Annotated in this window: 10 protein-coding genes; 4 read left to right on the top strand and 6 right to left on the bottom strand. The window is 72.1% G+C overall.

The genetic code is table 11. The annotated features are described in order from the left end of the window. Positions 1–42 precede the first annotated feature (42 nt). Positions 43–816 (top strand): Crp/Fnr family transcriptional regulator, encoded by a 774-nt coding sequence (locus J5Y10_RS22380; RefSeq protein WP_209376345.1) that lies wholly within the window; start codon positions 43–45, stop codon positions 814–816. A gap of 13 nt (positions 817–829) precedes the next feature. Here J5Y10_RS22380 and J5Y10_RS22375 read toward each other — a convergent pair whose 3' ends face one another. The 5 genes from J5Y10_RS22375 to J5Y10_RS22355 all read right to left on the bottom strand — a co-directional run bounded on the left by J5Y10_RS22375 (position 830) and on the right by J5Y10_RS22355 (position 5,609). After that, complete coding sequence (locus tag J5Y10_RS22375; RefSeq protein WP_209376344.1) at positions 830–2,155, bottom strand: aspartate aminotransferase family protein; 1,326 nt, start codon at positions 2,153–2,155, stop codon at positions 830–832. A 52-nt stretch (positions 2,156–2,207) separates the two neighbouring features. Further along, positions 2,208–3,242 carry an amino acid ABC transporter substrate-binding protein gene (locus J5Y10_RS22370; RefSeq protein WP_209376343.1) on the bottom strand — a complete coding sequence of 345 codons (1,035 nt, stop codon included), beginning with the start codon at positions 3,240–3,242 and terminating at the stop codon, positions 2,208–2,210. Between the two features lie 141 nt (positions 3,243–3,383). Then, positions 3,384–3,860, bottom strand: coding sequence for a GAF domain-containing protein (locus J5Y10_RS22365; RefSeq protein WP_209376342.1), 477 nt, complete (start codon positions 3,858–3,860; stop codon positions 3,384–3,386). Then, positions 3,853–4,848, bottom strand: coding sequence for a Bug family tripartite tricarboxylate transporter substrate binding protein (locus J5Y10_RS22360; RefSeq protein ID WP_209376341.1), 996 nt, complete (start codon positions 4,846–4,848; stop codon positions 3,853–3,855). The genes J5Y10_RS22365 and J5Y10_RS22360 overlap by 8 nt, the downstream gene beginning before the upstream one ends. Beyond that, positions 4,845–5,609 (bottom strand): FadR/GntR family transcriptional regulator, encoded by a 765-nt coding sequence (locus tag J5Y10_RS22355; protein WP_209376340.1) that lies wholly within the window; start codon positions 5,607–5,609, stop codon positions 4,845–4,847. Before J5Y10_RS22355 ends, J5Y10_RS22360 begins: the two co-directional genes overlap by 4 nt. Positions 5,610–5,746: 137 nt before the next feature. Between J5Y10_RS22355 and J5Y10_RS22350 the strand changes: the two genes are divergently transcribed. Next, the gene (locus J5Y10_RS22350; protein ID WP_209376339.1) at positions 5,747–7,528 is read left to right on the top strand and encodes a gamma-glutamyltransferase family protein; all 1,782 of its coding nucleotides are present in this window, start codon (positions 5,747–5,749) and stop codon (positions 7,526–7,528) included. A gap of 288 nt (positions 7,529–7,816) precedes the next feature. On the opposite strand, the gene putA is transcribed toward J5Y10_RS22350, so the two are convergent. After that, entirely contained in the window at positions 7,817–11,458 is a 3,642-nt protein-coding gene (gene putA, locus J5Y10_RS22345; protein WP_209376338.1) for a trifunctional transcriptional regulator/proline dehydrogenase/L-glutamate gamma-semialdehyde dehydrogenase, read from the bottom strand. 118 nt (positions 11,459–11,576) lie between these two features. On the opposite strand from putA, the gene J5Y10_RS22340 reads away from it, so the two are divergent. Both J5Y10_RS22340 and J5Y10_RS22335 read left to right on the top strand, forming a co-directional pair. After that, the gene (locus J5Y10_RS22340) at positions 11,577–12,038 is read left to right on the top strand and encodes an Lrp/AsnC ligand binding domain-containing protein (RefSeq protein ID WP_209376337.1); all 462 of its coding nucleotides are present in this window, start codon (positions 11,577–11,579) and stop codon (positions 12,036–12,038) included. Positions 12,039–12,226: 188 nt separating this feature from the next. Further along, positions 12,227–14,437, top strand: a complete 2,211-nt coding sequence (locus J5Y10_RS22335; protein ID WP_209376336.1) for an SLC26A/SulP transporter family protein — start codon at positions 12,227–12,229, stop codon at positions 14,435–14,437. The last annotated feature ends 16 nt before the right edge of the window (positions 14,438–14,453 follow it).

The raw sequence follows: 14,453 nt of genomic DNA, 5'->3' as shown, positions 1-14,453 counted from the left end.
GTGAGAAGCCGCGTCCTGGCGCTTCCATTTCAGGAGCGAAGCGTGAGAACCCTCGCGTCATTGCCGCAGCGGTATCGCCTGATCCACAAGCTGGAGAGCATCGCGAACCTGACCGAGGACGAACGGAAGGCCCTGTTGGATCTTCCGATCATCTTGCGGGACTACGCGACAGGAGACGATCTCGTCCGGGACGGGGACCGCCCGCGCGAGTGCTGCCTGCTGTTGGAAGGGTTCGCCTGCCGCTACAAGCTGATGCCGGACGGGCGCCGCCAGATCATGTCCTTCCATACGCCCGGCGACATTCCCGACCTGCAAAGCCTCCATCTCGGCGTCATGGACCATGCGCTAAGCGCAATCGTTCCGACCTCGGCCGCCTTCCTGCAGCACAGCGACATCCGTGACCTGACACAACGCTTCCCCGGGCTCTTGCACGCCTTCTGGCGCGACACCCTGGTGGATGGCGCGATCTTCCGGGAGTGGATGATCGGGATGGGCCGCCGGGAAGCCTACCAGCGCCTCGCCCATCTCCTCTGCGAGATGATGCTGCGCTTCAAGGCCGTGGGGCTCGTCTCCGACCAATCCTTCAACATGCCGGTGACCCAGGCCGAGGTGGGCGATGCGCTGGGCCTCTCGACGGTCCATGTGAACCGCGTCCTGCAGAAGTTGCGGGAGAACGGGCTGATCACCTGGACCAAGGGCACCGTCGCCGTCCTGAACTGGGAGGCGCTGCAGGAGGCCGGCGAATTCGATCCGACCTACCTGCACCAGGACGGCAGGCTGTACCAGGACCACGAGGCCACAGCCGCCCGGATCTGAGATCCGACCCGGCTCAGGGCATCTCGCCGGCGCGTGGCAGCAGGGCGCCGCGCGCCTGCGCGAACTCCCCGACGGTGGCCACGAAGCGGTCCAGGTCCGCCTCTGCCACCGGCAGGCTGAGCGCCGCCATGCCGCGGCGCGCCATGTAGATGCCGGCCGCCGCCATATCGAGGAAGAACAGCTCGCGCAGCGCCTCCTCCCGCTCCGTCTGCACAAAGGGGCGCTCGATCGGCGCCGGGCGGAACTGCACCGTCGCCATGGAACCGATGCCGCTGAAATGCATGGCCGTCCCGGCGCGGGCCAGGGTCTCATTCAGCGCCGCGCGCATCGCCTCCCCGCGCCCGAACAGCGCCTGGGCCACCTCAGGCGTGAAGATGGCGCCCATGGCGACGCGGCCGGCGGCCATGGACAGCACGTTGTTGTTGAAGGTGCCGGCATGCGGCAGCCTGCCGTCGAACAGCGCCATCACCTCGGCCCGGCCGCCGAAGGCGCCGAAGCTCATGCCGCCCGCCACGTACTTGCCGAGGGTGGTCAGGTCCGGCGTGATGCCCAGCTGCTCCTGCATGCCGCCGCCGCTCATGCGCGACGTCATCACCTCGTCGAAGACCAGCAACGCGCCCACTTCCCGCGTCGCCTCGCGCAGGGCAGCAAGGAAATCCGGGCGCGCGGGAATGCAGCCGCCGCTGCCCAGCATGGGCTCGACGATCACCGCCGCCAGCCGGTCCGCATGGGCGCGGATCGCCGCCACCGCACCCGCCGTGTCGTTGTAGTCGGCCATGAGGAAGGGAAAGGGCACCGTCACCGGCGCCGGGCCGTTGAGGGAGAAGAGGAGCACGCCGCCGTGGTAGCCGCCGCGGAAGGCCATGATCATGTCGCGGCCGGTAAAGGCGCGCGCGGCCGTCAGCGCCATCAGGTTGCCCTCGGTGCCGCTGTTGGTGAAGCGCACGAGGTCGATCGAGGGGAAGCGCGCGCAGAGCAGTGAGGCCAGCTCGCCCTCCGCCGCGCCCACGGCGGCCAGGTTCAGGCCGCGCGCCATCGCCGCCTGCACAGCGGCATGGATCCGCGGCTCCGAATGCCCGAAGAGCCCCGCCGTGTACTCGCCGCAGAGATCGAGATAGCCGTGTCCGTCCACGTCCCAGAGCCGGCAGTCCTCGCCGCGCTCCATCGCGATCGGGAAGGGGCCGTAGGACAGGACGGAGCGCGTGTTGCCGCCGGGCATGACCTGCCGCGCCGCCTCGTGCAGGGCACGGCTCCGCGGATGGGCGGCGACGTAGCGCTCCCGCGCCTCGTCCAGGGTGGAGGACAGATCGCTGTTCCGCAGCATCTCGGCGGCGCTCATGGGCGAAGTCTCCTGCGGGCCCCGTTCCGGACCCTGTCGTGAAGGGGCGCGATCACTGCCACAGCCAGGACATCAGCATCCCACCCTGCGACCACAGGCGGTTCGGGCCCCGGTCGATCCCGAGCCCGTCCTTTCCGGCGGTGCGCTCGTAGATCTCGCCGTAGTTGCCGACGGTGCGGACCACCTGGAAGGCCCAGTCGGCGTTGAGGCCGAAGCCGGTACCGATGTTGTCGATCCGGCCGAGGAAGCGCTGGACATTGGGATCGGGGTTGGTCCTCCGGACCTCCTCGGCATTGGCCCGGGTGATCCCGAACTCCTCCGCCTGGACCAGGGCGAAGACGACCCAGCGCGTCAGGGTCGCCCATTCCGCATCGCCGTTCCGCACGAGGACGCCGTGCATCTCCTTGAAGATGACGTCCGGCAGCAGGACAAGGCTGTTGGGATCGGGCGCGGCCAGCCGGTTGGCCGCGAGATTGATCATGTCGTTCGTGATCGCGTCGCAGCGCCCGGCGAGAAAGGCCGCCAGCACGCTCGGCGCCGTGTCGAAGGCGATGGTCCTCACCTCGATCCGGTTGGTGCGGGCCCAGTCCTGCAGCGTCCGCTCGTTGACGGAACCCTGCGTGGTGCAGACGGAGGCACCGTTCAGCTGCGTCGCGCGCTCCAGCCCGGCCTGGCGATGCACCAGCAGGCCCTGGCCGGTGAAGAAATGCGCGACGGTCTGCGTCAGCCCCATGGTGCTGTCCCGCGCCAGGGTCAGCGCGGTGGTGCGCGAGAGCAGGTCGACCTCGCCGGACTGCAGGGCCGTGAAGCGGCTCTGCGCCGTGGTCGGGACGAAGCGCACCCGCTCGGCATCGCCGAAAACCGCCACCGCGACGGCGCGGCAGATCTCGACGTCGAAGCCGCTCCAGCGCCCGTTGCTGTCCGGGGCCGACATATGGGCAACCCCGGTGGAGACGCCGCAGCGGACACTGCCGTTGCGCTTCACCGTGTCCAGGATCGTTCCCGCCCCGGCGGGCGCACCGCCGGCCCCGATGGCGAGAAGCAGGCCGAAGCAGGCCAGATGGACGCATCGCCCGAGCCGTCGCATCCCCGATCCCTCACCTGCCGGGCGCGAGTGTGGCCATAGTCCTGGGAAAGCCGCAATCGCGCCTCGGACCGGGTTCTGCGTGGCCAGCGGGATGTTGCGCCGGACATGGCACGGTGGATGCCCCCTGGGCATCCGGCCCTGTCAGGCCCAGTCCGGCGTGGCCAGCAGGGCGAGCATCCGCGCCGCCTCGATGCGCCCGGGGGTCAGGACCGGCTCCGGCCAGAGGATGTTGAGCGTGCCGACGCAGCGCCCGCCCAGGACGATCGGCGCGTTGACGATGCTGCGCAGGCCGAGGCCAAGGATCACCTCGTGATCCGCGAAGTGCTCGCGAATCGCCGCCTCGCCCTCGCCCTCGAAGCGGCGCGCCTCCAGCAGCACCTGGCGGCCCCAGGCCGTGTCCCGCTTCGGCTTCCGCCCACCCACCGGATACTCGTCCGGGCGGGAGCTGAAGAGGCGCTGCACCGTCATCGCCTCCCGGTCAAAGACCATGGCGGTGAGGAGCCGCTGCCCCATCCGCTCGCGCCCGAGCCGGTCGGCGGCACGGATCCGCGGCAGCGGCCCCTCCTCCCGGGCCGCCGCCTCGAAAGCCTCGACAAGGCCGGGCAGGAGGTCAGGCATCGGACTTGTCGATGCCCAGCTCCTGGATCAGCCGGCGCCACTTCACCGCATCCGCGCGCAGCTGGCCGGCGAAGGCGGCCGGGGTCTCGTTCACCACCTCCACGCCGATCGCGGCCATCTTGTCCTTCACCTCCGGCAGCATCAGCGCGCGGTTGATCTCGCCGTTCAGCCGGTTCACCAGGGTGGGCGGCATGCCCTTCGGGCCCAGCGCGCCATACCACACGGCCATCTCGAAGCCCGGCAGGCTCTCACCCACCGTCGGCACCTCCGGCAGCAGGGTGGAGCGGCGGCCTTCCGTCACGCCCAGCAACTTCAGCCGCCCCGCGCGGACATGGTCCAGCGTCTGCGTGCCGGCGGAGAAGAAGAGCTGCGTCTGGCCGGCCACCGTGTCCAGCGTGGCGGGCGCGCCGCCGCGATAGGGCACGTGCACCATGTCCAGCCCGGCCATCTGCGCGAACATGGCGGCACAGAGATGGTTGGTGGAACCGGGCCCTGCGGAAGCATAGGCGACCTTGCCGGGATTGGCCTTGGCGTAGGCGATGAACTCGGGAACCGTGCTCGCCGGCACGGAGGGATGGACCACCATCGTGTTCAGCACATAGGCCAGCAGCGCGATGGGGGTGAAATCCTCCACGCCGTTGAAGGGCATGTTGCGGAACAGCGCGTCGTTCATCGCGTGCGTGCTCATCGTCGCGAAGAGCAGCGTCTGCCCGTCCGGTGCGGAGCGCGCGACATAGGCCGAGCCGATATTGCCGGAGGCGCCGGAGCGGTTCTCCACCACGAAGGGCTGGCCCATTGAGACGCGCAGCGGCTCCGCCAGCACGCGGCCGAGGATGTCGGTGGAGCCGCCCGGCGCCCAGGGCACGATCACGCTGACGGGGCGGCTGGGATAGCTGTCCTGCGCGCGCGCCGCGCGCGGCAGCACCGCCAGGGCGGGCGTCGCGAGGAGCGAGAGCGCGCTGCGGCGAGAGAGGTGGGATCGGGTCATGGCCTGGATATCCTGCGAGTTGCGGCTCGCTCAACGGGTTCGACCGTGGTGGCGTGGCCGTCCGCGTGTTCCCGCGGTTCCGGCGTGTCATTCCAGCCGGCTTCCTCGCTCTGGATGGCGAGTTGGACCGACTGCAGGTGGGCGCGCATGGCCCGCTGCGCCGCCGCCGCGTCCCGCGCGGCGATGGCGGCGGAAATGGCCCCGTGCTCCAGTGCGGAGGCCTGGCGCATGGGCTTCGTGGTGATGGCGGCGCGCAGCCGGCCCCAGTCCGTCAGCGCCCGGCCGGCCTCGATCGTCTCGAAGGCCGCCAGCAGCAGCGGGTTGTGGCAGGCGCGGGCGATGGCACCATGAAAGGCCCCGTCCCAGCGGCCCCAGCTCTCCTGGTCGCTCGTCTCGGCGCCGCGGCCGGCGGCGCGGGCGATCGCCTCGATGTCCGCCGCCGTCGCCTTGATCGCGGCCAGCGACGCCATGGCGGGCTCCAGCGTCATCCGCGCCTCCATGACCGCGAGCGGGTGGCTGGCCTGGGCCGCCGGGTTCGCGCGGCGGGCCGTGGCGGGCTTCGCGCCGAGATAGGTGCCCTGGCCCACGCCGCGCCAGATCCGGCCCTGCAATTCCATCTCGCCCAGCACCGCCCGCAGCGCGCGGCGGCTGATGCCGAGGCGCGCGGTGAGCTGGCGCTCGGGGAGCAGGCGGTCGCCTGGCCTGAGGCCGACCTCCTGGAGGTGGGCCTCCAGCCGGTCGGCGGCGGGGTGGGCGGGCATGGAACCTTTGCTAGATTGGTTTTGCCGTGTCGGCAAGCTTTCTGCCCCTCGCCGCATCGGCTACGACAACCGGCACGCCGGGAAACGGCGGATCGATATGGAACCAATCATGATTGGTTCCGACCCGGGAGCCCTGCATGTTCACGACCCGTCCGGAAATCCGCGGCACCTTCGGCGCGGTGGCCACCACGCACTGGCTTGCCAGCGCCGTCGGCATGTCCGTGCTCGAGCGCGGCGGCAACGCCTTCGACGCGGCCGCGGCCGCCGGCTTCGTGCTGCAGATCGTGGAGCCGCACCTGAACGGCCCGGGCGGCGAGGTGCCGATCATCCTCAAGCGGCACGACGCGCCGGAGCCGGTGGTGATCTGCGGCCAGGGCCCCTTCCCCATGGCCGCCACGCCGGAGCGCTTCGCGGCGCTGGGCCTGAAGCAGGTCCCCGGCACCGGCCTCCTACCCTCCGTCGTGCCCGGCGCCTTCGGCGCCTGGATGCTGCTGCTGCGCGACCACGGGACCTGGAGCCCGCGCGCCGTGCTGGAGGCCGCGATCGGCTATGCCGAGGATGGCTTCCCCGTGCTGCCCCGCGTCTCCGCCTCCATCCTGCCGGCGCGCGACTTCTTCCCCGCGGAATGGCCCAGTTCGGCGGAGGTGTGGATCCCCGGCGGCGAGGTGCCGCGCCCGCGCAGCCGCTTCCGCACCCCCGGCATCGCCGCCACCTACCGCCGCATCCTGGCCGAGGCCGAGGCCGCCGGCGCCGACCGCGAGCGGCAGATCCAGGCCGCGCGGGACGCCTTCTACCGCGGCTTCGTGGCCGAGGCGGTGGACCGCTTCTATCGCACGGCGGAGCTGATGGATTCCAGCGGCCGGCGCCACGGCGGACTGCTGCAGGCCGACGACTTCGCGCGCTACGAGGCGCGGGTGGAGCGCACCGTCTCGCGCGACCACGCCGGCGTCACGGTCCACAAGACCGGCCCCTGGGGTCAGGGCCCCGTCCTCCTCCAGACCCTCGCCCTGCTGGAAGGCTACGACATCGCCGGCATGGACCCGGCCGGGGAGCAATTCGTGCACACGGTGGTGGAGTGCATGAAGCTCTCCTACGCCGATCGCGAGGTCTTCTACGGCGATCCCGACGCGTCGGAGATCCCGCTCGATACCCTCCTCTCCCGCGACTACGCCAACCGCCGCCGCGCCCTGGTGGGTGAGACGGCCTCGCTTGACCTCATCCCCGGCGACCTGCCCGGCGCGGCGGAAGCGATGCGCCGCATCCTCGCCATGGCCGGCGCCGAGACGCCCGTCGGCATCGGCCATGGCGAGCCCACCTTCGCCCCCCTTCCCGTGGAATGGGGCGACACGGTCCATCTCGACGTGGTGGACCGCTGGGGCAACATGATCTCCGCCACGCCCTCCGGCGGCTGGCTGCAATCCTCCCCCGCCGTGCCCGGCCTCGGCTTTTCCATCTCCACCCGCGGCCAGATGGGCTGGCTCAACGCTGGCCTGCCGAGCGACCTGCGGCCGGGCACCCGCCCCCGCACCACCCTCACCCCCACCCTCGTCACGCGCAACGGGGAAGCGATCCTCGCCATGGGCACGCCGGGCGGCGACCAGCAGGACCAATGGACCCTCGCCGTCCTGCTCCGCCGCCTGCACCACGGGCTGGACCTACAGGCCTCCATCGACCTTCCGCTCTTCACCAGCAAGCACTTCCCGCAATCCTTCTACCCCCGCACCTTCGAGGCCGGCCGCCTGCTGGTGGAGGACCGCCTGGGCTCGGACGCCATCGCGTCGCTGGAACGCCGCGGCCACCGCGTGAAGGTGGAGGCGCCCTGGTCCCTCGGCCGCGTCTGCGCCGTGGGGCGGGAGGACGGGTTCGTGATCGCGGCGGCGACGCCGCGCCTCATGCAGGCCTACGCGATCGGGCGTTAGGGATGGTCCGGTTCTGCGGTGGCGGTCTGTCCCGGGGAGAGGAAGAAGGAATTCTTCCTCTCCCCAGCCCCCTCACCATCATCTTCTTCTAGGCTTTGGGACTCCCCGGCTGACGTGCGCCTCGGCTCGTGGAGCCGAGGCGACTGCAAGGGCAGGATCGATCCCGATCGCAGAGGCTGACATATCCGGTCAGTTCCGCGGCAGCCCAACGCAGGTCCAGGGTTGGACCTATAGGTCCAACCAGCCTCCTGGCGGGGGTCCAGGGGGCGCCCCCTGGGTCTTTTGCCGTCAAAGGCTCATCAGGCTGGCGTTCCCGCCGGCCGCTGCGGTGTTGGTGCTGACGGAGCGCTCCGCCATCAGCATGTCCAATCGGTAAAGACCTTCCTGCGGTGTGAGGATGGGGCGGATCGGCCCCTCAGCCACGGCGACGGCCTCTGCCAAGCGTTTCAGCGCCTCCGGCGCGCCCTCGAACAGGACGGCCTGGCAGCCGCCGATCCCGTCGCCACGGATTGGCGGGACATGGCCGGCGAGGATGAGGGGCAGGTCCTCCGGCGGGGTCTCCACGCGAGCCAGGTTTCCGGTGGCAAGGCAGGCCGCGATCTGCACCAGCAGCCCTTCGGTCGTCTCCGCGCGGCAGAGAACGGTGCCGCGGGCATGAAGGCCGTAGCGGTTCGCCTCGCCGACGGGACCGGGCAGGTCGATCTCCAACCCTGCGCGGGACGGCCGGACCTGCGCGGTGCAGCGCGCGGCCAGCTCCTCCGGAACCCTGCCGCGCAGCCAGTCCAGGAAGGCCGCGGCGGCGGTAAGCGCGGGACGGTCCGGCAAGGGCGGATCGGCGGGGGCAACGGCGAGGAGGCGGCGCAGGTAGAGCGGGCCGCCCGCCTTCGGGCCGGTGCCGGACAGGCCGTGCCCGCCGAAGGGCTGCACGCCGACCACGGCGCCGATCAGGTTGCGGTTGACGTAGATGTTGCCCGCACCCGCCTGGCCCGTCAGCCGCGCGATCGTCTCATCGATGCGGGAATGCACGCCGAAGGTCAGGCCGAAGCCGGTGGCGTTGATGTCGCGCAGCAGGGCGTCCATCGCATCGCGCCGGAAACGCAGCACGTGCAGCACCGGCCCGAAGACTTCTCTTTCCAGCTCCGCGATATCGGTGATCTCGATGATCGCCGGCGCGACGAAGCTGCCGTGGCGGCACGCCTCCGGCAACGGCAGGGCGTGCACGGGGCGGCCCGCCGCGCGCATGGCGTCCGCATGGCCCTGGATGCTCGCGCGCGCCTCCTCCGTGATGACGGGGCCAATATCGGTGGAGAGCCGCTCGGGGTTGCCGAGGGAGAGCTCCGCCAGCGCGCCCTTCAGCATCGCCAGCACGCGGTCCGCCACCTCCTCCTGCAGGCAGAGCACGCGCAGCGCTGAGCAGCGCTGGCCCGCGCTGTCGAAGGCGGAGGCGAGGACATCCGCCACCACCTGTTCCACAAGGGCCGAGCTGTCCACCACCAGCGCGTTCTGCCCGCCCGTCTCCGCAATCAGCGGAATGGGTTGCCCGGCGGCGCCGAGGCGCCCGGCCAGCCCGCGCTGGATCATCCGCGCCACCTCCGTGGAGCCGGTGAACATCACGCCCTGGATGCGCGGATCGGCCACCAGCCGCGCCCCCACCTTCCCATCGCCTGGCAGGAGCTGAAGGGCGGCGGGCGGCACCCCGGCCTCGCGCAGCAGGCCCACGGCGAGGGAGGCGATCAGCGACACCTCCTCCGCCGGCTTCGCCAGCACGGGATTCCCCGCGGCCAGCGCGGCCGCTACCTGGCCGGTGAAGATGGCCAGCGGGAAGTTCCAGGGCGAGATGCAGACCACGGGGCCAAGCGGGCGGTGCCCTGGCCCGAAGCCGCGCGCGCCGGCGGCGTAGTAGCGCAGGAAGTCCACGGCCTCCCGCACCTCGCCGATGGCGTTGGGCAGGGACTTGCCAGCCTCCCGCACGATGGGGCCGAGAAGGACGTCCATGCGGGCCTCCATCAGCTCGGCCGCGCGATCCAGCATCGCGGCCCGCTCGGCATGGGGCGTGGCAGCCCAGGCGGTTGCGGCGGCATCTGCGTGCAGCAGGGCGGAATCCACGACCGCATCGCCGGCCTCCACGACATGCCCCACCAGGTCGCGCCTGTCGGCGGGGTTGCGGACCTCCCGCGCCTCGCCATCCACAGGACCGTCGCCCAGCAGCGGCACGGCGCGGAGAGGCGTGACGCCTTCCCGCAGGGTCGCCGCCAGCGCGGCGAGGCGGTCCTCGTTCGTCAGGTCCAACCCCGCCGAGTTCAAGCGCGCCGCACCGAACAGGGCGCGCGGCTGCGCGATGCCATCATGCGGGCGGCCACGAGGCGAGAGGGCGCGCGCCTCTGCCACCGGATCCGCGACCAGCGCTTCCACCGGCACGTCCGGGTCGTTGATGCGGTTCACGAAGGAGGAGTTGGCGCCGTTCTCCAGCAGGCGCCGGACGAGATAGGCCAGCAGCGTCTCATGCGTGCCGACCGGGGCGTAAATGCGGCAGGGCCGGTTCAGGTGGTCCTGGCCGACCACCTCCTCGTAGAGCGGTTCGCCCATCCCGTGCAGGCACTGGAACTCGTACTGGCCGGGATGCCAGACGGTGGGATCGGCCATCTCGTGGATGGCAGCCACCGTGCGCGCGTTGTGGGTGGCGAATTGCGGGAAGATGGCGTCCGGCGCCGCCAGGAGCCGGCGCGCGCAGGCGAGGTAGGAAACGTCCGTGTGGATCTTGCGCGTGAAGACCGGGAAGCCCTCCAGCCCATCCATCTGGGCGCGCTTGATCTCGCTGTCCCAGTAGGCGCCCTTCACCAGCCGCACCATCATGCGCCGCCCGGTGCGGCGGGCGAGGTCCACCACGAAGTCGATCACGAAGGGCGCGCGGCGCTGATAAGCCTGGATGACGAAGCCGACGCCGTTCCAGCCGGCCAGCCGCTCGTCCTGGCAGAGCGCCTCCAGCAGATCGAGCGAGAGCTCCAGCCGGTCCGCTTCCTCCGCGTCGATGTTCAGGCCGATGTCGTGGCGGCGCGCCAGCACGGCGAGTTCCGCGACGCGCGGCAGCAGCTCCGCCATCACGCGCGCCCGCTGTGCGCGGGCGTAGCGCGGGTGCAGGGCGGAGAGCTTGATGGAAATGCCCGGCCCGTCCTGGATCCCGCGCCCGGCGGAGGCTCTGCCGATGGCCTGGATCGCGCGCTCGTAGCTGCGCAGGTAGCGCGCGGCGTCCTCCGCCGTCGTCGCGGTCTCGCCGAGCATGTCGTAGGAATAGCGGAAGCCTTTCGCCTCCAGGGCGCGGCTGCGGGCCAGCGCCTCCTCGATCGTCTGCCCGGTGACGAACTGCTCGCCCATCATCCGCATGGCGAGATCGACGCCCCGGCGGATCACCGGCTCGCCCGCGCGGGCAATCAGCCGCGTCAGCGCGGCGCCCAGCCCCGCCTCGCTGTTGGTGGAGGAGAGGCGCCCGGTCACCACCAGCCCCCAGGTGGCGGCATTGACGAAGAGGGAGGGCGAGTGGCCGAGATGGGCGGCCCAGTCGCCTCCGCCGATCTTGTCGCGGATCAGCGCATCGCGCGTGGCGGTGTCGGGGATGCGGAGCAGGGCCTCGGCGAGGCACATCAGCGCCACCCCTTCCCCGCTGGAAAGAGAAAACTCCTGCACCAGCGCCTCCACCCCGCTGCTGCGGCGCTTGGCGCGCAGCGCGGTGACGAGGCGGCGGGAAAGGGAGGCGGCCGCGGCCTCCCCCTCCGGCGAGAGGGCGGCGGCCTCGATCAGCGGGGGCAGGCACCTCTCCTCCGGCCGGCGATAGGCCGCGGTGACGGCCGCGCGCAGCGAGGACTGCGGCCGCAACTCGTCGGCCAGGGCCTGGAATGGCGTCCAGCCGGTCTTGGGCAGGGTGGCGGTACTCATGGTCGCGTCGGTCCTGGATAGCGTCGACAGCCTAGGGCTGTCCGCGCCGGATCAACATGCGATAGATCCGCCGCGATGCCGCAGGATTCACCCCAAAGCGGCGCGATGGGCGTGAGAGATGCAGGAACTCGACCGGACCGACCGCATGATGCTGGCCATCCTCCAGCGCGAGGGGCGGATCACCAACCTGGAACTCTCGGACCGCATCGGCCTCTCCCCGACCGCGACGAGCGAGCGGATGCGGCGGCTGCTGAAGGAAGGGTTGGTGACGGGCTTCGGCGCGCGGCTGGACCCGCACCGGCTGGGCTTCGGCCTTCTTGTCTTCGTCGAGGTGCTGCTCGACAAGACCACGCCGGACGTGTTCGACCGCTTCGCCCAGGCCGTGAACCGTGCGCCCGAGGTGCTGGAATGCCACATGGTGGCCGGCGGCTTCGACTACCTCGTCAAGACCCGGGTCCGCGACATGGCCGCCTATCGCGACTTCCTGGGAAAGGTCCTGCTCGGCCTGCCCGGCGTCCGCGAGACGCGCACCTACGCCGTCATGGAGGAGGTGAAGTCGGACGGGCCGCTGCCGCTGTGAGCGCGCGGTGCCGCCGGCCCCGTGCGGCGGCGGCACTAGGCATGCCACCGGGTCGATGCAAAACTGGACGGATCGGAACCCCGGCAGTGTTGCATGACGTCTCGTCCCGTCCCCAGGGTCCCGCCTCGGCATCAGCGCCCGGGACGGCAGAAGCCGGATCCCCGCGCCAGGATCTCGATGCCGTAACCATGCCGAGTGCCCTCCGGTCCCTCTGGCGCGAGTCCCTTTGGCGCGAGGTGCTGGCCGGCCTCGCGGCCGCGCTGGCCACGCTTCCCTCGAACATGGCCCACGGCGCCATCGCCTTCGCGCCCCTCGGCACGGCCGGGGCGATCGCCGGCGCCGCCGCGATGGTGGTCACCGGCGCCATCGGCGGCATCGTGCTCGGCGGGCTGGCCGGGAGCCGGCCGCTCGTCGGCGGGCCGGCCTCGGCGGTGTCCCTCGCCATCGCCGGGGTGCTGGGCGCCACGCTCGGCGGTAGCGGCCTGCCGGCCTCGGCGGCGGAACTGGGCAGCGCCGTCGTGATCGCCGCAATCCTGACCGTCCTGACGGCGCTGCTGGTGGGCGGCCTCGCCCTGCTCCGCCTGGGAAGGCTTGCGGCGCTGATGCCCTATCCCGTGCTGTCCGGCTTCCTCAACGGCACCGCGCTGCTCCTGCTGCTGAGCCAACTCGGGCCGTTGATGGGGCAGCCGATCGGCACCTGGCCGAGCTGGGAGGGGATGCGGCCCCTGGCGGCCCTGGTCAGCCTCGTGACGCTCCTGGCGATGGTGGCGCATCCGCCGGGTGCCCTGGCACGGGTGCCGGGCTCGCTGCGCGCGATCGCGGCGGGCTGGGTGGCCGATGCGGCTCTCCGTGCCGGCGGGGCGGGCTCCCTGCTCGGCCCGCTGCTCGGGGCGCCGCCGACCCTCCTGGGCCATGCCGGGAACCTGGCGGCAGGGCTGGAGGCCCTGCCCCTGCTGCCCCTCGCCCCAATGGTCCCGGGCCTGCTGGCCGCCGCCTCCGCGATCGCGGTGCTCGTGATCCTCGAGACCCTGACCACGGGCACCGTGCTGCGGGAGCGAGGCCTGCCGCGCGCCGACCTCGACCGGGATATCCGCGCCCTGGCCGCCGCGAACCTCGCCTCGGCGGCGGTGGGCGGCACCCCCGTCGGCGGCAGCGTCTCCGGCAGCACCGCCTGCCACGCGGCGGGGGGGCGGGGCCGGCTGGCCGCCGTTACCCGGGGCGGGTTCCTGCTCCTCATCCTCGTGGCCCTCGGGCCGGCCGTCGCGCGCCTGCCGCAGGCGGTTCTGACGGGCATCGTGCTCGGCACGGCCTGGAACATGCTCGATGCTGGAACGCTCCGCCCGCTGCTCGGCGGCGCGGTCCGGCCGCGCATGGCCGATGCGGCTGTCATGCTGGCCGTCGCGGGGGTGGCGGTGGCGTGGAGCCTCGCCGCGGCGGTCGCGGTCGGCACCGGCCTCGCCATCCTGGCCTTCACGGCCTCCATGGCGCGGGGCGTGATCCGGCGGGCCTGGCGGAACCCGGGCGGGCGCTCCCGCACCCGGCGCCCAGCCTGGGCGGAGGCCCTGCTGCTCCGGGCCGGCGAGCGGATCGAGGTGGTGGAGCTGGAGGGGCCCCTCTTCTTCGGCAGCGCGGATGCCGTGGTGCTGCACGTGGAGCGTGCCGTGGCAGCGGGCGCGGAGGTGGTCATCCTCGACCTCCGGCGCGTCAACCGCGTGGACCTCTCGGGCGCGCGGCAGATCGGGCGGCTGGTGCGGAACCCGCCCGCCCCCGCTGCCCGCGTGCTGCTGGCCGGGCTGCGGGAGGGCCACCCCGCGCGGGAGGACCTGACGGAGCTCGGCATCCTCTCCGCCATCCCCGCCGCTGCCACCTTCGAGACTCTGGAAACGGCCCTGCAGGAGGTCGAGGGCGAGATCCTCGCCGCCTCGGGCGTCCAGGCCGCGGAACGGGAGAGCGCGCCGGGGCCGCTCGCGGCACTGGTGGAACTGGGCCTTCCGCCGGAGCGCGCGGCGCGGCTGCTCCCGCTCATGTCGGAGGAGAGCTTCCCCGCGGGCACCCTCGTCCTCTGCCGGGACGACCTGCCGGAGGGGCTCTATGTCCTGTTGTCCGGTACGGCGGACATCCTCATCGCCCGCCCCGGCTCCGGCCAGGCCACCCTTCGCGTCGCGACCCTGGCGCCGGGCGCCCTCTTCGGGGAGATGGCGCTGCTGAACGGCGGCCGCCGCACCGCCGATGTCCGGGCCCGCACGGCCCTGCGATGCCTCAAGCTCAGCAGCGAGGCCCTGTCCCGCACGGAGGAGGACGATCCCGCCACCGCCGCCGCCCTGCTCCGCGCCATCGCGCGCCAGCTCGACAGCAACCTGCGCATGGCGAACACGACGGTGACGATGCTCGACGGCTAGTCCCGCGGCCACATGG

It is taken from the genome of Roseomonas indoligenes, from assembly GCF_017813365.1.
GTDB classification, from domain to species: Bacteria; Pseudomonadota; Alphaproteobacteria; order Acetobacterales; family Acetobacteraceae; genus Roseomonas; species Roseomonas indoligenes.
This window is presented reverse-complemented; position numbering and strand designations above follow the sequence as displayed.

Excerpts from the sequence above, each read along its gene's own strand:
- putA (WP_209376338.1), bottom strand. The coding sequence starts at position 11,458 with ATGAGTACCGCCACCCTGCCCAAGACCGGCTGGACGCCATTCCAGGCC.
- J5Y10_RS22340 (WP_209376337.1), top strand. The coding sequence starts at position 11,577 with ATGCAGGAACTCGACCGGACCGACCGCATGATGCTGGCCATCCTCCAG.
- J5Y10_RS22355 (WP_209376340.1), bottom strand. The coding sequence starts at position 5,609 with ATGCCCGCCCACCCCGCCGCCGACCGGCTGGAGGCCCACCTCCAGGAG.
- J5Y10_RS22360 (WP_209376341.1), bottom strand. The coding sequence starts at position 4,848 with ATGACCCGATCCCACCTCTCTCGCCGCAGCGCGCTCTCGCTCCTCGCG.
- J5Y10_RS22375 (WP_209376344.1), bottom strand. The coding sequence starts at position 2,155 with ATGAGCGCCGCCGAGATGCTGCGGAACAGCGATCTGTCCTCCACCCTG.
- J5Y10_RS22370 (WP_209376343.1), bottom strand. The coding sequence starts at position 3,242 with ATGCGACGGCTCGGGCGATGCGTCCATCTGGCCTGCTTCGGCCTGCTT.
- J5Y10_RS22365 (WP_209376342.1), bottom strand. The coding sequence starts at position 3,860 with ATGCCTGACCTCCTGCCCGGCCTTGTCGAGGCTTTCGAGGCGGCGGCC.
- J5Y10_RS22335 (WP_209376336.1), top strand. The coding sequence starts at position 12,227 with ATGCCGAGTGCCCTCCGGTCCCTCTGGCGCGAGTCCCTTTGGCGCGAG.
- J5Y10_RS22350 (WP_209376339.1), top strand. The coding sequence starts at position 5,747 with ATGTTCACGACCCGTCCGGAAATCCGCGGCACCTTCGGCGCGGTGGCC.